Origin of the sequence: Paenibacillus sp. URB8-2, from assembly GCF_013393385.1 — a bacterium.
Classification (GTDB): Bacteria; Bacillota; Bacilli; order Paenibacillales; family Paenibacillaceae; genus Paenibacillus_AQ.
Genome location: NZ_AP023239.1, coordinates 3,046,398 through 3,065,448 on the forward strand (window position 1 = coordinate 3,046,398; position 19,051 = coordinate 3,065,448).

18 protein-coding genes are annotated in these 19,051 nt (G+C 49.2%); 6 read left to right on the plus strand and 12 right to left on the minus strand.

Features of this window, described 5'->3' with window-relative positions:
* Positions 1–406 precede the first annotated feature (406 nt).
* The 9 genes from PUR_RS13895 to PUR_RS13935 all read right to left on the minus strand — a co-directional run bounded on the left by PUR_RS13895 (position 407) and on the right by PUR_RS13935 (position 10,935).
* Positions 407–1,219, minus strand: coding sequence for a hypothetical protein (locus PUR_RS13895; protein ID WP_232101500.1), 813 nt, complete (start codon positions 1,217–1,219; stop codon positions 407–409).
* A 14-nt stretch (positions 1,220–1,233) separates the two neighbouring features.
* Positions 1,234–1,719: an anti-sigma factor family protein gene (locus tag PUR_RS13900; protein WP_179035758.1), complete on the minus strand. Its 486-nt coding sequence runs from the start codon at positions 1,717–1,719 to the stop codon at positions 1,234–1,236.
* Positions 1,716–2,252, minus strand: coding sequence for an RNA polymerase sigma factor (locus tag PUR_RS13905; protein WP_179035759.1), 537 nt, complete (start codon positions 2,250–2,252; stop codon positions 1,716–1,718). The genes PUR_RS13900 and PUR_RS13905 overlap by 4 nt, the downstream gene beginning before the upstream one ends.
* 39 nt (positions 2,253–2,291) lie before the next feature.
* Positions 2,292–3,584, minus strand: coding sequence for a VTT domain-containing protein (locus PUR_RS13910; protein WP_179035760.1), 1,293 nt, complete (start codon positions 3,582–3,584; stop codon positions 2,292–2,294).
* A gap of 45 nt (positions 3,585–3,629) precedes the next feature.
* Positions 3,630–6,749: an efflux RND transporter permease subunit gene (locus PUR_RS13915; protein WP_179035761.1), complete on the minus strand. Its 3,120-nt coding sequence runs from the start codon at positions 6,747–6,749 to the stop codon at positions 3,630–3,632.
* Positions 6,750–6,875: 126 nt separating this feature from the next.
* Positions 6,876–7,694 (minus strand): undecaprenyl-diphosphate phosphatase, encoded by an 819-nt coding sequence (bacA, locus tag PUR_RS13920; protein WP_179035762.1) that lies wholly within the window; start codon positions 7,692–7,694, stop codon positions 6,876–6,878.
* Positions 7,695–7,821: 127 nt separating this feature from the next.
* Positions 7,822–9,018 (minus strand): MFS transporter, encoded by a 1,197-nt coding sequence (locus PUR_RS13925; protein WP_179035763.1) that lies wholly within the window; start codon positions 9,016–9,018, stop codon positions 7,822–7,824.
* Positions 9,005–10,189, minus strand: a complete 1,185-nt coding sequence (locus PUR_RS13930; RefSeq protein ID WP_179035764.1) for an MGDG synthase family glycosyltransferase — start codon at positions 10,187–10,189, stop codon at positions 9,005–9,007. Before PUR_RS13930 ends, PUR_RS13925 begins: the two co-directional genes overlap by 14 nt.
* 230 nt (positions 10,190–10,419) lie before the next feature.
* Entirely contained in the window at positions 10,420–10,935 is a 516-nt protein-coding gene (locus tag PUR_RS13935) for a GNAT family N-acetyltransferase (protein WP_232101502.1), read from the minus strand.
* Between the two features lie 166 nt (positions 10,936–11,101).
* Between PUR_RS13935 and PUR_RS13940 the strand changes: the two genes are divergently transcribed.
* From PUR_RS13940 to PUR_RS13955, 4 genes are all read left to right on the plus strand, one after another.
* A complete protein-coding gene (locus tag PUR_RS13940; protein ID WP_124694107.1) occupies positions 11,102–11,587 on the plus strand; it encodes a DUF6803 family protein in 486 nt (161 codons plus the stop codon).
* 187 nt (positions 11,588–11,774) lie between these two features.
* Positions 11,775–12,764, plus strand: coding sequence for an ABC transporter ATP-binding protein (locus PUR_RS13945; RefSeq protein WP_232101503.1), 990 nt, complete (start codon positions 11,775–11,777; stop codon positions 12,762–12,764).
* Entirely contained in the window at positions 12,761–13,564 is an 804-nt protein-coding gene (locus PUR_RS13950) for an ABC transporter permease (protein WP_179035766.1), read from the plus strand. The genes PUR_RS13945 and PUR_RS13950 overlap by 4 nt, the downstream gene beginning before the upstream one ends.
* 4 nt (positions 13,565–13,568) lie before the next feature.
* Positions 13,569–14,351 (plus strand): ABC transporter permease, encoded by a 783-nt coding sequence (locus tag PUR_RS13955; RefSeq protein WP_179035767.1) that lies wholly within the window; start codon positions 13,569–13,571, stop codon positions 14,349–14,351.
* Between the two features lie 52 nt (positions 14,352–14,403).
* On the opposite strand, the gene PUR_RS13960 is transcribed toward PUR_RS13955, so the two are convergent.
* The gene (locus tag PUR_RS13960; protein WP_179035768.1) at positions 14,404–16,020 is read right to left on the minus strand and encodes an alkaline phosphatase family protein; all 1,617 of its coding nucleotides are present in this window, start codon (positions 16,018–16,020) and stop codon (positions 14,404–14,406) included.
* 150 nt (positions 16,021–16,170) lie between these two features.
* Between PUR_RS13960 and PUR_RS13965 the strand changes: the two genes are divergently transcribed.
* Entirely contained in the window at positions 16,171–16,764 is a 594-nt protein-coding gene (locus PUR_RS13965) for a class I SAM-dependent methyltransferase (protein WP_232101504.1), read from the plus strand.
* A gap of 21 nt (positions 16,765–16,785) precedes the next feature.
* The gene (gene cls, locus PUR_RS13970) at positions 16,786–18,201 is read left to right on the plus strand and encodes a cardiolipin synthase (protein ID WP_179035769.1); all 1,416 of its coding nucleotides are present in this window, start codon (positions 16,786–16,788) and stop codon (positions 18,199–18,201) included.
* On the opposite strand, the gene PUR_RS13975 is transcribed toward cls, so the two are convergent.
* Complete coding sequence (locus tag PUR_RS13975) at positions 18,198–18,599, minus strand: NUDIX hydrolase (protein WP_179035770.1); 402 nt, start codon at positions 18,597–18,599, stop codon at positions 18,198–18,200. The two genes, cls and PUR_RS13975, sit on opposite strands and share 4 nt — an antisense overlap.
* Positions 18,596–19,051, minus strand: a complete 456-nt coding sequence (locus PUR_RS13980) for a DMT family transporter (protein WP_179035771.1) — start codon at positions 19,049–19,051, stop codon at positions 18,596–18,598. Before PUR_RS13980 ends, PUR_RS13975 begins: the two co-directional genes overlap by 4 nt.

Below are 19,051 nucleotides of genomic sequence, written 5' to 3' on the forward strand. Positions count from 1 at the left end.
CCAGAGCTGTAACTTCATAAATGGGGAGCTGAGATGTTCAGCTCCCTTTTTCCTTTGGCTTAAAATTGGGTCATCTTCTCCTGTCCATTCGCCTAGTCAATTAATGCCCCGGGTCATATACTGTGGTGTATTCTAAAAACAGAGGAGGAATTCCAAATGGGCTACGGCTGTGTTGGTGGAGAAGACAAAGGACCTGGATATGTAAATCCTTTGTTTACATCTACGGCTACAATTTTGGTTCTCTATATTCTCCTGGTCATCGTTTTGAAAACTTGCTGGATCTAAGTCATCTCTAACGGTTGTCAGTCCCGCCGAAGCGTGACATTTTCATGCCCGGCGGGATCTGGATTTTTATGACAACGCGTTGGCTGCGGCAAGGAATACATAGGTTGAATATGCTTGATGGTTACGTTCTCCTTCTGAAGATCCACTGGGTCACTATGCCCAGTGATATCATCAAGACAAGCAGCAGCAGAAGCCACCCGACAATGGGGATATTGATAAAGGCGGTTAAGATGGCGGCACCCACTAATACCTTCATCCAATCGGACATGAGCGTTGGCCCATGAAACATCTCTCCAATCCGGAAACTAATGACGGTAGTTCCAAATGCCAGCGCCAGGAGCACAGCCAACAAGATAACAATGATAATCGGGATACCGATAACGGTGACAAGCAGCATTGTACTCAAAGCCGTGAGGATCAAACACCCCAATAAACCGATAAGAATCAGCCGTCCACTCAAGCTTAAGGGATAGCGATCAGTAAATGCGGCTATTTTTCGTTTCCCCAAAATCCGTATTAGAACAGGTACAAGAATCATTAGCAGACTGCCGGCGAGTTGCAGCACCCATAAACCGAGGGCAAGCCCGCCCCCGATCAACAGACTGTTTTGCGTCGCACTGTCCAGAGAAATTGTATAGATATCATCACCGAGCACGGCTCCGGGATCTTGTTTAACAAGGCCCCCGATTACGACGACAACGCTTTTTATATCGGCTGTGCTGCCAAGGTGAAGATCGCCGTTTACAACGACCGCCACACCGGTCACTTGTCCGTATACCTCGGCATTGCCTCCAATCACATACAGATCATCTACGGTCTGCCCTGCGGGTACGGTCGTATTCTGATGCTCGAAAATGCTCTTTGCCGATGCAATACCCGGAATGAGGAGCATGAGGAACGCAAAACAGCTTAATGTGAAAAAAATCCTTCTCAATGTGTTCATCCCTTTCAACTGGTTGAGGCTTGAAGCAGCCGTCTAAGCGAATAAACGGAGGTTGACAGGATTATTAAGGAAAGCACAACCGCTGCCCCGGATAAGACAGGCACACCTGAAACGAAATGCGAAGCCATATAGACTAGAGCGACAATCAATTTCAAAAACCCGTTAATCAGTTTCATTAAGATGGCTCCGGCTGCGAACCAGAGTAACCCAAGTGCCATGAAAGAAAGAAGAGGAACGAATATCCAACCCTTTCCGGCGGCAGCTGGTTCTTGCCTGTCTGCGATTGCCTGCATAACCCGGATTTCAAAATCTGCCGGTCCTTGAATCTCTTCATAAGTGCGTGTGATGTTGCTTTGGAGGGTTAACAGCTCTTCCAGCAGGACTTGACAGGACTCACATATCTCCAAATGGGCTTCGATCTGCCGTCTTTCGTCATCACTTAACTCCTCATCCATATAAGCGGATAATTGCTCCTCTAAATGGCCGGTCATCCCTGCTCCTCCTTTGCTAGTTCCTTACGCAGTGCCATTCGAGCTGCGAATAGCCGCGACTTTACGGTTCCAAGAGGCACTTCTAGCGTATCCGCTATCTCTTCATAACGGTATCCTTGCACATCATGCAGCAGGATAACCTCCCGATGATCAATGGAAAGCCTGCTCAAGCATTCCTCTATGGATAGTTTCACCGACGGGTCGGGTATATTGGGGTCCACCAAATGCTCATTGGGTTGCTCATCGCTGAACTCTTTCTCTTTTGCTCTTTTTTTCAACCGGTCCTTGCACAGATTGGCTGCAATTCGAATCATCCACGAGGAAAACGCAAATTCATTGTCCAGACCGGATATCGAATAAAACGCTTTGACAAACGCCTCTTGAGAAACATCTTCAGCATCCATTCGATTGCTCAACATGCCGACGGCGTAACGGTAAACATGGCCTTTAAAACGTTTCACAAGCTCGGCAAATGCTTCTTGGTCGCCACCTTTGGCTTTATGAATAATCTGATAAAGTTCTTCGTCTACCACTTATGTTCACTCCTACCGGATACGGCAGCTTTCTCATTATCATGCCATAATTTCGTTCGTCTGAAGTATTCGCAGAATCTCCAGCAGAATGACGTTCAGACTGATCCATACTCCGCCGAAGACATAGCCGGCCGCAACGTCACTCGGAAATTGCACTTTGAAATAAATCCGGCTAACCCCGACAAGGAGACCCAAGAGTATGACGGCTAAAACGGCTGAAATCCGGATGAGATTATTACTGTAATGACGAAGCATTAAAAATGCGGAAAAGCCGCATACGCTGATCGAAGTTAAGGTTTCCTCACTAGGGAAGGTGTTGAATATTTGATATCCGGCCGCAACCGGCCCGGGACGATGAAAAAGCATCCGCAATCCTTCATCAAGCATTTCCCCACCGATGACGACCCAGAACAGGAAGGATAGCTCAAGCAGCTTTTGGCGGGCACTCAGTATGATCCAAATAGCGGTTATTGCAATCAGAGGCCCGTACAGATAGATCGAACCTAACAGGGCAAAGCCGTTCATAAGGTCCTTCCATTCAGGTCCAAATACCGAGAGGACGACATAAGAAGCAACCTCGTCAAAGCGGTTAAATTCCTGTGCCAAGAAATCCTGTATAAGTCCCAGCATCAAGGAAACAAACAACACAAATGCGGCAAACGAAGACAGCACCAGGAATCTGACTTTGCCGAGCGAGTTGAAATGGCGCACACCTTTTGTAAGCAAGACCATAAGCGCTGCCAGGGCACGCTGTCTATGCTTCTGATAGAAATAGATCAGCAAGGTCAACAACGCGGAAGCGACCCCAAACAGGATCATATAGCGATTCACGGTTTGGTGGTAAGCTTCCCATTTCGGTCCCAATACCCTGCCAAGTGAAATGAATAAGCTGACCCAAAAAATGGCGCCCGAATACGCATAAATCGCATATTTCCGGAAAGGCATACGGGTTACCCCACAGAAGTACCCTGTAATATGTCTGATCCCGGGTATAAAGTACGCAACGAACAACAGCTTGTCTCCGTATTTTTCAAACCAAATATTCATTCTTAGAAGCTGCTCTTCACCCAGATGAACCCGATGCCCATACTTGTGTACAAAGGGCCTTCCCAGCCAGTGACCGATCCAGTAAGAAAGGGTGATGCCGGCTGTTACACCGGCACTCGCGGATAAGATGCTGAGCGGCAAATTCAATTTCCCTTCAAAAACGAATAATCCCGTATAGCTCATCAACATTTCACCAGGAAGAGGCAATGCGAGCATCTCAAGGAATAAGGCTATAAAAATAACTCCGTATCCATATTGTTCAAGCCATGCGGTAACTATGTTCACTGGAACCCCTCCTCTTCCTTATAGTTTATACATACCGGGCAGGAATCACACTGCGCTTCCGTTCAAGGACAGCTCGGTATTCCGGTCCGCTTTTCTCTGCATCCATTCGTAAATAATCGGGATTACCACAAAGCTGTTTAGTGTTGAGGTGACCATACCGCCAATAACCACGATGCCAAGCACCTGTGAAATGACCGTATCGGCGCTATAGGATAAAGCAAGCGGAATCAGCGTAAGAACGGTTGTGCCCGCAGTCATAAAAATCGGACGTACCCGGGACAGACTCCCCTGCACTATGGACCCCCTCAGGCTCATTCCTTCTTTTCGATTTCGTTCAATTTTATCGATAAGGACAATCCCGTTAGTCACTACTATACCCGTAAGCATCAGTACCCCAATTAATGCAGCCAGGTTCCATTGACCGTGGATCGCATACAACGCGAGCACCACACCGGACATAGCCAGCGGAATGCTTATCAATACGGCAAACGGCGCTCTCCATCCTTTAAATACAATGCTGGTAATAAGCAGGACGAGCAATACTGAAATCACTACAGCTATCGTTATTTCGATTATCATTTGCGTAACCTGCTCTGTAATGCCTCCCAGGGAATAGGTTACCCCGTTTGGAACCTGCACATCTTTCAGAGCCTGATCGACCGCGCCCGACACTTTGCTCATGTCACTGGAAATGATTTGCGCGTTAACGACTGAGAATGGCTGACCATCGCGCTCTTGAATGGATGAAACCGCATCGCTTTTATGAATGGATGCCAATTGATCCAACCGGTACAACTGGCCGTTATTGCCGGTGAGCAGCTCTGCTGATAGAGAAGCCAGCACTTGTTCCGGTGTATAGACAGGCAATGTCTTCTCTTTAACCGTGTTCTTTTGAATAGGGTCGATGTAGACATCTACCGGAATGACTCCCGAACCGGTTGACGTCATGATGTCAAAGTCCTTCCCTTTGGCCATATACCGTTTCAACAGCTTGTTAATGTCACCTTCCCTGACACCGGCCCTTGCAACCTTCTCCCTATCGATGGATATGGCATACTTTGGAATGCCATTGGTCATATCGGTTTTGCCCGATACGCTTAGGCCTGGGATATCAACCAGTTTGGTCCGCACAAGTTCCGCGGCCTGCTCCAGTGTCTTGCCATCTGCGCCCATCAGCATGATTTTAATCGTTGAATCATCGCCTGCGATGTTCTGATTGGTTACCGTAATGGCGGCACGGTTAGAAAGATGGGACAAATCAGACTGTAAAGACGGTATGAACGAATTAACTTCCTGCTTGTTTTTTAATTGAATGGAAAGATTGGCTATGTTCGGCTGCTGAATATACCCGCCGCCTTGGTCAAATACGTCATCTGCCTGCGGTGTTAATGAAGAACCGAAAGTGGATGAATAGGAAGCGATTTGGGCGTTGTTATGCAGAACATCTTCAACAGCTTTTACTTCCTTATCCACTTCCGAGAGCGGGGTTCCTTTCGGCAGCTCCACTTTTACAGCCACCTGTCCGCCGGCCGTACTGGGCAGCAGGCTAAACGGCAGACGGGCGGCGAACAGGGCGGCGGCAACAAACAGGAGGATCGAGATACTGATCACTGTTTTTTTGTGCTTCAATGCGGATAAGAGGAATGGCTTCATCAAGGGCTCAAGCGTTACCGCTTTGGCATGAGGCTCTCTCCAACCGATATATGCGAAAGCCGGAATGACAAGCATTGCTACGAGGAATGACACCCCAAGCGCGATGACGACAGACCAGGCAAAGCCGGAATATGAAGCGCCAATGATGCCGCCGACCAGAGCAATCGGAACATAGACAGCAACGGTAGTCGCCGTGGAGGCGAAAATCGCCGGCAGCATCTCTACAACCGCTGAAGCTAAAACGTGCAGGACGGGCTTGTCTTTATTTTCCTGAACCCTCCGATATATATTATCCAGGATAACGATCGCATCATCCACAATGCGCCCCATGGCTACAATTAATCCGGAAACGGTCAATAGGTTAAGCGTAACGCCCATCCATTTGAGAATAGCTGTCGTAGCAAGGAGCGAAATGGGAAGCGATACGGCAATCAAGATTGTAGATCTCACATTCCGGAAAAAGAACAGCACACAGAGCATCGAGAACAGGCAGCCCAGCAATCCCTCGCGAATAAGCCCCTTCAAGGATTCGTTCAGGTCATGGGCACGGTCCGTCAGCAGCGTCATCGCAACGTCACTGCTTTTCACCGCCGCTATGCCTGAAACCCGTTCCTTTACATGCTGCGCAACATCCGTGATGGTTGCAGTCGGCGTTTTGATCACATTGATGAGCACACTTGCTCGGCCATCGGTTCGTGAGACGGTTTTGACATCCGTCAGCGACTGGGAAACCGACGCAACGGCCGACAAAGGTACGCTTCTACCATCGCTGTTCTTAATTGTAAAGTTGTTCAGCTGCTCATCCGTGACGTCCCAACCTTCTAACCTAATAGGAAAAGAGGCTTTCACATTCGCAAGGTTGCCCTGCATGCTGGGAATATTGGCTGCAACGGATTTATTAAAATCGTCCAAAGTCATGCCGTTGGCTGCCAGATCTTTCATCCGAAGGCTGACGACATAGCCTTTATTTGCTCCCCCAACGGTCTGGACATCGGCCACTCCAGGAACGGATTTTAATTGTTTCACAATATCCGTTTGCAATGAGGATTGCAAGGTCAGGTCATCTACCTGGTTATTCTTCGCAGTCAGACTGTAGCTCAGAATCGGGAAGGTGCTGGAGGTTAATCTTGTCACGGCAGGATTCCCCACCCCATCCGGCAATGCGGCATCGTTCAGCGCTTGTTTGATCGTGTTCTCAGCTTTTTCCATATCATAATCCATCGGGTAATACAGATTCATCAAGAGCCCGCCATCGTATGAGGTCGTCTCCAGATGGGTCAGTCCGTTCGTCTTGCGAATCACTTCCTCTAGCGGCGCGGTAATATCACGTTTCATTTGGTCCGCTTGGTAGGACGATGCGCGCAGGGAAACCATTAAGGTGGTGTTGTTGATGCCGGGGAGATAATCTCTTTGCATTTGAAAAGCCGATACCGCCCCCCACACTAAAATAAGGACGACACTGACCAGAATAATGGTCGCCCGCTGCATGACTGCTTCGATTAATCGCTTCATTTCAAGTCTCCTCTCGAGTCTACATAGAGAAAAGACTTCAAAGAGGACCTTTTTGTTCGTTGGGGGTAAAAAAAAGAATGGATAGTGTATCAGAACTTGTCTGACGCCCTATCCATTCTTCGTGTTTTAATATGCCAGCAAATAGATGAAGAAAATTGCGGCAAGCGCAAACCGGTAATAGGCAAACGGCGCGAGCTTCAGCCGCTCAAGAAGCTTCAGGAAGGTTATCACGGCCAGGAGCGCCACTACGAAGGCTACGAGGAATCCGACGATGAAGAAGCCGGCATCGGCTGCCGTTAACGTCTGGTAGCTCTTTAGTAATTCATAACCGCTTGCGGCAATCATCATCGGGATGGCAACCAGGAAGGAAAAATTAGTCGCGGCTTTATAGCCTGCTCCCGACAGCAAGCCCCCGGCAATGGTCGCTCCGGAACGGGAGAATCCCGGCCACAGGGATAGGCACTGGAATAGACCAATCGTCAGCGCCTGTCTATACGACAGCTGATCAATGCTCTCCGCCCGCACAGGAGTCTGTTTCTTCTGGCCAAGAAGCATAAAGAGTCCTCCCAGTACAAGTCCCGCAAGTACGGTATAAGGTGAGAACAGATACGTTTTAATAAAGGAATGAAGTATAAACCCAAGTATCATTGCCGGTAAGCAAGCCAATATGATATGTAAAAGGTTTAATTTCGGCCTCTCTTTCGTAGATCCATCTTCGGATTGGATCTTCATTAGACCCAGCAAGCCGAGTATCCGCCGCCAATAAATGACGGCTACAGCAAGAATAGCTCCAAGCTGGATGATGATTTCGAAAGTGTCGGCTTTTTCTCCGGTGAATCCGAGAAGTTCTCCGCTCAAAATAAGATGGCCTGTGGATGATACCGGCAGAAATTCAGTGACTCCCTCTACAATTCCTTGAATGATTGCGATAATGAACTCGTGCATATCAGCGGCGCCCTCCTCCGTTTTCTTTTTGTGATGATGCCTGTCTTCATAATCTTAGACTAAGCTATAATCCTAAATTCAACGTGAAGAGATTATTAAATAAATCTTAACTGCATGACATAATGGCTTAACCCATCGACCTTTCTTTATGCGCAAACAAACGGGATGGAGACAGCAGATAAACCAGACTGATCACCCCGAACATACACGCGCTGACCTGAAAAGGCAGAAGCTCATTACCTGCGCTTGCCAGCCAGCTTCCGATCAGTGGACCGATGACTACCCCCAAACCTTCAATGGAGAACAGCAGCCCCCAGCTTGTTCCAACGGAATCTTCAGGAATATAGCAAGCCATTAATGCGTTCCATGAAGGCAATAACGCTGCATACGCACACCCTAACAGAACCGAGAACCCCATTGCGCCGGCGAAAGAGCTGATCGAAGTTAGTCCGAATAATGCCGCTGCAAAAATACCGAACCCCAATACCAGGAACCATCTTCCCCCGGCATAATCGAACCATTTGCCCATCGGGACAAGAAGCAGAATTACACCGGCGCCGCCCATCAATAATACGATGGATAGCTGTGTATGCGAGAGGCCCACATGCTTGACCGCAAAGCTTGTTAAAAAAGGAGCCAGTATTCCACCCGCCGTAGTTTGCAGCACCATGCCGGGCACCAGAAAACCGCCCTTTTTCACTTTGTCCCACAAAGCGGCAAACTGCTCATTTACGGTGAGCTCCAAACGCGGCGCCGCCGCGGCATCATCAAGCTTCACCATAGCGGCCAATATCCAGCCGGCGGTAAAAAACAGGCCAATAATTAAAAGCGAAATGGACAAGCCCCAGCCCATAACCAGATTAAGGGTGACCGGACCGAGTCCCAGACCCGCCATCCAATATGCATATAAGACCCCTGCCTGCTGCGCCCGGTTCTCTTCTTTGATTTGGCTCATGCAAATGATCCAGATCGGTGAGAAGCCGGCTCCCAAACAAGCTGAAGCGGCAATGAGAATCCACGCGTTATGAGTAGTTGCCATGAGCAACAGTCCAATCATGCTGAGGGTGAAGCCGCCGTGAAGCACCTTCCGGTTAGAGAATCTGTCCAGCAGATAGCCGGTGAAGCCTTTGATCAGGCTGTCGGTCAAATAGTGAACGGATACGGCTATTCCGACGATGGATGAGGAAAGCCCCCAGCCCTCCAGTGCATATGCCGGCAAATAAGCGACCAGAAAGGCCCCTCTTACCCACTCCATGAAAAAGAGAACAACCGCCAGGCGGGTGAAGGATTGCCGAGGCTCTTCTACCGTATTAGAGATACCCATGGATGGTCTTCACCTGCCCTTCGACGATCTTGGGCTTCGCTTGCCCGGCAAAGGGTTGCCGCCGCTCCACAGCATTCAAAATCTCGGAAACGATATGCTCTGCGGACGATTTTCGGGAAAAAGCCTTCATACGCCGTATCCGTTCTCTCCGGTATAACGGTTTCTCCAATTGACGAAGCTGATCGATTAACTGTTCCTCATTGTGAGCGGTGTCTATCACTTTTTGCCGGGATAGCCATTCCGCGTTGCCTGCCTCCTGTCCGGGGAGCGGCCGGTATACAATCACCGGAAGAGATTGGGCAATCGCCTCGGTAAGCGTAATTCCGCCGGCCTTGGACAGCAGACAAGAGGAAATGCACATAAGTTCCTGCATTTCTTCCGTATAGCCGAGCAAATGGACACGGCTGTTCTCTTGATAAAGTTCTTCCATAGCCTTTCGCAGCTTATGATTATTTCCGCAGAGCACAATTAAATCGAAATCGGATTTTGCGATTACGGTCTCTATTAATTTGCTGGTATGACTCATTACGCCGTAAGCGCCGGCTGCAAGGAGAATATAGCGCCGGTCTCCGCATAATCCGTGCTTTTTCAGGAGCAGTTCACGATCCTGGTAAGTCTCAAAAGCTTGACGGATTGGAATTCCGCTGACAACGACCGCGTCTTCAGCAATACCTTCCGACAGCAGGGCCTGCCTCATACCTTCCGTTGCGATAAAGTACTTCATAGTGTGCGGATGGAGCCATCTTCCGTGCAGAACATAATCCGTCATGACGGTGAATATCGGCACCCCGCTTACAGTCTCCTCGCCAAGTTCGGCGGCTGCCAAATAAGGAAAGGTATGAATAATGACATCCGGCCGCATATCGTCCAGTATCTTTTGAACCTTTCGCTTGCCCATGGAATGCAAAAGCCGGCCCAGGGCGCGTCTCGGCTTCATCCCGCTCGTCATCTCGTACAATAATCCATACAGTCCTTGAGCGTATACCGCGCTGTTCAAATAGAATTTTCGGGAAAGCTCATTCAGTTTAGGATGGACTTCTGCAAAGAGGTCTACAGTGTGGACCTGATCAATCCCTCTGGATCTGAAAGAATGTTCAATAGCTTCAGCCACCTTGACATGACCGTCTCCAAACGTGGAGGTCACAATTAGCACTACAGGGTTTGGGTTCATAAGAAAGCTCCTTTTCTATCTTGGCTCTCTCTAACTCTAACCCTCAATCGTAAAAAGAACGTAAAGGGATTCTTAATGGAATATTAACTTCCGAAAAATAACCGTAATTGACTCCTCTTCACGAACCAGAATATTAACGGTCATGACTGATGATCAGACACTGATTGCATCGGCAGCTCTTATCTTAAAAGCGATTGGCAGGTAACCCTATTCCGAGGTGACTGTCTCAATTAAGATACAACATCAAAAGCTGGGGGATACTTCACGGTTCCGGTAATATGGTCAAGTGATCCATTTTTCAGTTCATGAACCATAAATACTTCATCCGGTACTTGAAACGGTGGCTTGATTCCTTTGGTCTTAGAAGGAATAAACCCGAACCTGGAATAAAAATTCGGGTGTCCCAACACGACAACATGTTTAAACCCTAATTCTTTGCATTTTTTTAAACCTTCTTTTACCAAAGCAGAGCCTATGCCCTGATTCTGGAACTCAGGTTTGACTGATAAAGGTGCGAGTCCTAACGTCGGCACGAGTCCGCTATCTGTTTCAATGGAAATGATACTGAACAATATATGACCGATTACTTCGTTTGAAATGGCAACCAGCGACAACTCCGGAACAAAAAACTCCGAGACCCGGATTGCTTCTACCAGTTTGGCCTCTTCCTCTCCCTTGAAAGCAAGGTTATTCACCTCACTAATTTCAAGAATATCTTCTTTTTGTTCCGGCCGAATGATAAACAATGGATACCCCCTCCTCTGTTCAACGGATTTCTTCAAGCTCATCTAAATGATTGTACGAAATATATGTCTGCTTGTTGTTTCCATTAGAAGCTTCTTCACACATTCCACATAATTTTTTTATACAATGGCCTCGAAGTTAACTTATTTATTGGGGGAGTATCAAACAATGAGCATGACGCACTACATGTCCCTGCTTGCGGACAATCAGCCATGGAATTTGATTCTATTCATGGCCATTCCCGTGATCTTTGCCGAGACGATCACTGTAACCGAATTCTTTATCCTCTTCAACAAAACGACGCAAGGCGGTCTCAGAAGCTTTAACCGCATCTGCAGCATCCTGGCCGGGTTGTATTTCACAGGAATCTTTATATACTTGTTCCCCACCGCGTTCATCCCTTTAACCGTAAACGGAGAATGGCATACTTGGGTGGACGTTGTCGCTGTTGGATTTTACTTGAGCGGTGTGCTCTTCTTATTGCCTCTCGCCCTTCTTGATCTTGGTATAATCGCCCGCAATCGTTCCGCAGAAGGAAAATTGAAGCTTCACTTTATACTCGTCAGCGGATTTCTCATTGTAGCTCACGTTGCTATGATATTCGGGATGATTAACCCGGAAATCATCGGGGGAATGGCCGGAATGAATCATTAATTAGGGAAATAAAAATAAGACTTCGGAGTTCGGCTCCGAAGTCTTATTTTTATTCTTGGGCGTTTATGATTAATAAAAAAAAGAACATGCACATGTTGTTTGCCTATGAAAAAGATAAGTCTATTCTTTTTTGGGAATTTCCGCTATATTTGTTGAGCTGTAATTAAACGTTGACGGAGGTGCTGAATTGGGCAACCCTATTATAACTCTGGAAGGGATCGGCAAAACATTCAAAGTAGCAAAACGGGCCGCTGGTGTAAGGCAGGCGGCCAAAGCTCTATTTTACCGGAAGCATACTTTCGTGGAGGCGCTCAAAGACATCTCTTTCACGATCCGCGAGGGCGAAATCGCCGGGTACATCGGGCCAAACGGGGCAGGCAAATCGACGACGATCAAGGTGATGTGCGGTATTCTGGTTCCGGACGAGGGTGACTGCAAAGTAATGGGCTACACCCCATGGAAAAGCCGGACCGCCTACGTCGGCAACATCGGCGTCGTCTTCGGACAACGCTCCCAGCTCTGGTGGGATGTTCCCGTGATCGATTCCTTTGAGCTGCTGCGGGATATTTATAAGGTGCCGGACACCCGTTACCGCAAAAATCTCTCCATGCTCACGGAAACTCTGGCGCTGGCCGACTTGATCCACGTCCCGGTCCGGCAGCTCAGCTTGGGACAGCGCATGCGCTGCGAGATCGCGGCCTCGCTCCTGCACGATCCCCGCATTCTTTTTCTGGATGAACCGACCATCGGCCTGGACGCCGCCAGCAAAATTGCTGTCCGGCAGTTCATCAAGACCATTCACAAGGAAAAGGGCATTACCGTCATTCTCACTACCCACGACATGAACGACATTGAAGCGCTTGCGGAGCGAATTTTGATGATTGGAAAGGGCTCCCTCCTGTACGACGGCTCCTTGGACGAGCTGCGCCGAAGGTTCGGCAGCAGCCGGACCCTTACCGTCGATTACCGGGACTGCCTGCGTCCCGTCGACATTCCCGGTGCCGTGCGCCATTCCTGGTCGCCGCATCAGGCTGTTTACACCTTCGACAGCACACAGATCAGCCTTACGGGCGTCATTTCCCAATTATCCGAACAGGCTGACATTCTCGATGTGGCAGTGGATTCCAAATCGGTGGACGAGCTGATTTTGCAGCTGTACAAGGAGCATCAGATATGAAAATGTATCTGTCAGTCGGAAAGCTGCGCTTCGTAACCGGCCTTCAATACCGCACCGCCGCCTTTGCCGGCATACTCACCCAGTTGTTTTTCGGCTTTGTCTTCATTATGGTTTACGTCGCGTTCTACAACCGCAGCGGTGCCCAGCCGCCCATGACCTTGCAGGAAGTAATCACATACATTTGGCTCCAGCAGATGTTTCTTAGCCTCATTGCGCTTTATTTCCGCGATCCGGACATCTTTCAGCTGATCACGGGCGGCAATATCGCTTATGAGCTGTGCCGGCCCTGCGGTCTATATGGCTTCTGGTTCGCAAAGCTTCTGGCGACCCGCGTCTCCAGCGTCGTGCTTCGCTGCTTCCCGCTTCTGGTGACGGTGCTGCTTCTCCCTAATCCCTACGGGATGAGTCTGCCGCCCAGCATTACGGCTTTTCTGCTCTTTCTTCTGTCCCTCTTGCTCGGTCTGCTCATAGTCTGCGCGATTTCGCTGCTAATCTACATTTCCGTCTTCTGGACGATGTCGCCCACCGGGTCTACCCTCATGGTAGCGACGGCGGGAGAGTTTTTGGCCGGGATGATTCTGCCGATTCCCTTGATGCCGATTTGGATGCAAAAGCTCGCAAATAGTCTGCCTTTCCGTTGGACGGTGGATTTTCCCTTCCGGGTTTATACGGGCCATATTGCAGCGGCAGAAGCATTGGAGGGCCTTATGATTCAGCTATTCTGGCTGGCGCTGCTGACCGGGCTCGGTCTGCTGCTTATAAACCGGGCGCTTCGGCGAGTCGTTGTGCAAGGAGGATAACAAGATGCATCTCTATTTCAAGTATCTGTCGATTTTGTTTCGCTCTCAGATGCAGTACCGGACGTCCTTCTGGCTGCTCACCTTCGGGCAATTTTTCATCCCCTTTTCGGTCTTTGCCGGGCTGTATTTCATGTTCTCCAGGTTTGGGGAGCTTCAGGGCTGGAGCTTCTTTGAGACGGCGCTCTGTTTCGGCGTCATTCACATGGCGTTCTCTCTCAGCGAATGTTTTGTCCGCGGGTTCGACGTCTTCTCTTCCCTCGTGGTAAGCGGAGAATTTGACCGCCTTCTGGTACGTCCCCGGAGTACAATTGTTCAGGTTCTGGGCAGTAAATTCGAGTTCACCCGATTCGGCCGTCTGGTGCAAAGCGCTGTCGTGCTGGGCTGGGCTCTCTGGAACCTCCCGATTGCCTGGACGCCTCTTAAGGTGCTGACCCTGCTGATGATGGTCGCGGGAGGCATTCTGATTTTTGCAGGAATATTTATCCTGAATGCCACTCTTTGCTTCTGGACGGTTCAGGGGCTGGAGGTGGGGAATCTGCTGACCGACGGCGGGCGGGAGATGGCGCAGTATCCGCTAAATATCTATCATAAGCGGGTCACGCTCTTTTTCACCTTCATTATACCGTTTGGCTGCGTGAGCTATCTTCCCTTGCTCTTTCTCCTGAACCGGACTCAGGGACAAGGGCTACTGTACGCTCTGCTGCCTCTGGCCGCCATCTTATTCCTTCTTCCCTGCCTGGCTGTGTGGCAATTCGGCGTCCGACATTATCGCTCCACGGGGTCCTAAAGCAAGCTCAGCCCGCATCCTACGGCTATCACCGGGAATGCGGGCTGATGTTCTATCTGTCGCCCGCAATCCGCAGGATCCAGTTCTTCAGATCAACGATTCTGGGTGACTTCGGCTGCAAATCCGTTCCGGTTACAATAAGCGGGACGACGGAATCTACCTCATGCAGCGAACCGTGCGCTCCTCCTCCTGGGTGGGTGGGAGAGCTTTCGCCGGCCAGCTCGTATCCCGGTTTCACCGTGACAACGATATATTGTCCTTCGTGTGAATGGAGTGCTCCATACAATCGGGCGAGCACGTCCGGGTATTGTCCGTATTTGATCCGATGTCCACGGAGCGAAATGTCCGCGAGACCGGCATCGCCGGAGAGCGACCACTTTTGGCCGTATTCATCTGAATAAGGTCCTCCCGGGCGATAGGATAATACCTTTTCGCCTTTTCCTCCGCCCGTAAGCGCAATCGAATGATCCCGCTTAACCGCTATGATGTCGAGCTTGTCATCGGTTTGCAAACCTTTTACGATCCCGGAAAGCTTTAGACCGGGCGATATGGCGTAAATATAGGCCATCCGTTCGTTGGCGGCGATGACGATTTGGTCCTCTTGTCCGACAGGCTGGTCGAGCTTGGCAATTCGATACCCGTTTAGAAGAGGGCGCAGATCTACTTTGAAGTCTTCCCTAGTTTCCAACACATCGCTTTGAGCGCTGTCTCCCAGAATAATCCAGGTGGTTGTTTTTACCGCCTCCTCCCATGATCCGTACGCATCCAGTACGTCTCGCAGCGCCCGGTCGGCCCTTTCGATTCCTTTAGTCGCCATGGAGCCTTTTCGGTGATGAACGCTGTCGTTTCCCGGAAAATACCCAATCGTTACGTCCGGAAGCTTCCTGTTCTCTACGAGATAAGCAATGTCCCGGGCTGTGAATTTGTCGTTCATCCCATATTTTTCCCAAAGAGCCGTATGGTTGGCATTTCGCGGGTCCAGATGAGCGAACGCCGCAAGCGAAAACAGCTCCGGAGCGGTAATTTTATAATGATCCGGCAGCCGTGTGGTGTTCGCCATCGATGGGGGCACCCGCAGCTCCCGTTCCGTTTTCCCTCTGAAAATGACTGTGTTGATTGAAGCCGAATGTTTGCCCGATTCAGCCAGTTCCTCATGAATGGTCTTCACTTTCTTGCTTAATTGAACCTGATTCATTTGGTAGACGCTGTCCGTCAATACTTGCAACTGATCAATCTTCAAAGCTTCCTTTGGGCCATTGCCGTAAAAGATCATCCGTTTCTCCCGGTCGCTGTACCAAACAAGCCCAGGAACATGATGCTTATCCGCGTACTCCCCCGTTAAAAAGGTGCTGTCAATCGTTACGGACATGGTTGGAAACGAACTGATAACTTTAGGAAAGTACCGTCCATGATCAATCAGATACTTTAAGGCAGGCGCCTTGCCTTGTTTCAAAGCTTCCTGCAGCGGCTTGTCCATTAAGGAATCGATGATAATGGCAACGACCGGCTTGCCGCTCACTACTTTGGCCTTAAACTCCGGTTCGGACTGAAGATCAGCGTTCGCTCCGGGATTCACCCGGCATCCGGCAAGAGACATCGTCAAAGCCAAACCGATGGTCCAAATAACGGTTATTTTTTTGCCTCCCCTTCTTGCATCCGGTCTTCCCATACTTGGCTTTACACCTCATCATTTTTTTCGAATAAATATAAAGGTGTCCCTTTTAGGATGTGATTATGTAAAATTTTATTGAATTTTTCCCGGTTTGGAAGGTTAGATTATTGTCATTGACTTCAAAATCAGGAAAGATGGTGGCCGCTTTTGAATACTTCGTCTACACCTCAGCTTTACCACTGGATCGTTCGTCCGAAATGGTTTACCAAAAAATATATTCATGACCAAATAAAACCCCGATTCGCATTTAACGATAAAATCGTACTTGACTTTGGTTCCGGTACAGGCGCCAATTGTTCGATGTTTCAACCGGTCCATTATCTCGGTATCGACCCGGATGCGAAGCGGATTCATTACGCGAGACGGTCATACCCGGATTACAAGTTTCATGTTCTTGAACATGGCAAGCTTCCTGTAGATAATGAGTCTGTCGATTACATACTCATCGTCGCCGTTTTGCACCATATTTCGTCCGAAGAAATTGCCGATTACATGAAGGAATTTAAGCGGATACTGAAACCGGACGGGAACATCATCGTTATGGAACCTTGCATTTGCAAGAAAAAACCGTTGTGCAACTGGTTTATGAACTTCTATGACGATGGCGAATATATCCGGAGAGAAGAAGAATACATTCAATTGTTTCGGGAGAATGAATTTACTTCGCAGGTAATCAACCGGTTTCGAAAAGGTTTTTTATATCATGAGCTGTTTTTCACGGCAAACCTCAGATCAACCTGACAAGGAGGGGAGGTTGAACAGTTGCTTTGGATCGTTGGGGCTCTCTTGTTGTTTATTATCCAGATTGCATTCGTTATTTTCTTCGAATATCAACGTCCGAACAAAGCGATGGTTTGGCTTATCGTCTTGTACATCTTTCCGGTCATCGGTTTCCTGCTGTATTTGTTTGTAGCGAAAGAATACAATTGTTCCCCTGCTCTTTCGCAGGAAGAAATCGGGCATTGGAACCGGTTAAAAGCAAACCTCATGGATCGATGCCGACAGCGAGCCCTGACAAATCTTCGCGGGGAAACCATTGGCCAAGACGACAATTTGTATGCATTGCTATGCGGCATTCCTGTCGCCCCCATTACCGCTTGCAATGAAACGACGGTATTTGCCGAAGGAGATAGCGCCTTTGAAGCAATGCTGGGTTCGATTGCCGCATCCGAGCATCATATCCATGTGGAGTTTTACATTATCCGCGACGACCGTCTCGGTACCCGGTTTGAGCAATTGTTGATTCGGAAAGCGCAGGAAGGGGTAAGAGTTCGGCTATTATATGACGGGATCGGCAGCCGCCGGTTAGGAAAGGCCTATTTGAAAAGGCTGAGGGACGCGGGGGTGGAAACGGGATGCTTTTTTCCTCTGCTGTCCTCGTTCTTCAATAGACGGCTTAATTATCGGAATCACCGTAAAATCGTGGTGGTGGACGGCAAAACCGGTTTTTTCGGCGGCTTGAATATTGGGGATGAATACCTCGGAGAAGATCCGAAATTCGGCTATTGGCGGGACACTCATTTCAGCATGAAAGGCGATGCGGTGCTATGGCTTCAATATACATTTTTAGCGGATTGGCATTGGGTCACAGGGCAATTAATAGCCGATCCCGTCTACTATCCGATTCAGGAAAGCCGGGGGAAGGAGCTTGTGCAAATTGTAAAAAGCGGTCCGGACGAGACGATCTTGGAACTCATATTCTCCCTCATCGTTTCGGCGAAGAAACGGATATTCATTGAGACGCCCTACTTCATTCTCGATCCCGGCATCTTATTGGCTCTAAAAACGGCTATCCTCAGGGGAGTCGACGTTCGGGTTATCATACCGGGGGTTCCGGATAAAAATCTCGTTTATTCCGCTACGTTGTCCTATGTCCAGGAACTGCTGCGGGCGGGAGTGCGGTTTTACAGCTACCAAAAAGGGTTCATTCATGCCAAAGTGATCATTTCCGACGATCTGGCGTTCTCCGGCAGCGCAAATATGGATATACGCAGCTTAAGCAACCAATTCGAAATCAATGCCCTCTTTTACGATGGGGAGGTTGTTGACCGGCTGGTACAAGATTTTTACCGGGATCTTGGCGTGAGCGAGGAGATTTTGCAGTCGAATTTCGAGAAGCGAAGCAGGTTTCAAAAATTGAAAACGGTTTGCGCCCGATTGCTGTCGCCGTTATTCTAGGATAGCCGGCCCAGCTCATGCAGGTGATCGAATACCATTTGAGCAGCGGCCGATACATGGTCCCGCTCATCATAGGTTAACCAGGCCAATTCCTCGATTTCCGAAGCCGGTTGGAGCTGACCCTCAAATGCTGCGCTGTAGCACGCCATTTTGACCTTTGTCCCTTCCGTTTTGCCATGGGCTTTCGCTTCAAACGTTCCAATATAGAAGACCGTTTCAGGCCTGATTCGGACGGATAGTTCTTCTTCGATCTCCCTCAGCAGCGTGTCGGCGTCACTCTCTCCGGGCTCCCTTTTTCCTCCGGGCAAATAATAAATATTGTTCCCTTTGGAGCGGGCGCACAACAGCCGGCCTTCGCTAAGGCAGATCCATGCTATTTTATCGATTGAGGTTGTCATGCTGTTCCCTCCCCTCGCCTTCCGCCCAATTTGAAGACTAAAATGCCGCCGACAATGACCAGCACTCCGACCAGCTGTTGAAAGGTGAAAGGCACCTTTTCCAGTCCTAACCAGCCCTGCGAATCCCATAATAAAGCACAACCGAGCTGTGAGATCAGAACGATGGAGATCGCATATGTAGGACCCAGTTGCCTGATCCCCAGTGTAAGACAGATGACCACTCCCACTCCGATCGCACCGCTGATCCAGTACCAGGGCTTCATATTGAGCAGGTTAAACAGTTGTCCCCCTTCAAAAATCAAACCAAACGTCAGAGAAGCCGCAAAGCCCATCCCCAACACCAAGGTCGTTGTTGCCCATGAACCTGTCCGTTCGTTGACCTTCGTGTTAAAAATATTTTGCAAACTGACCAGCGAACCTGCGGCAAGCGCCAATAAAAGGCCCTGAATCAT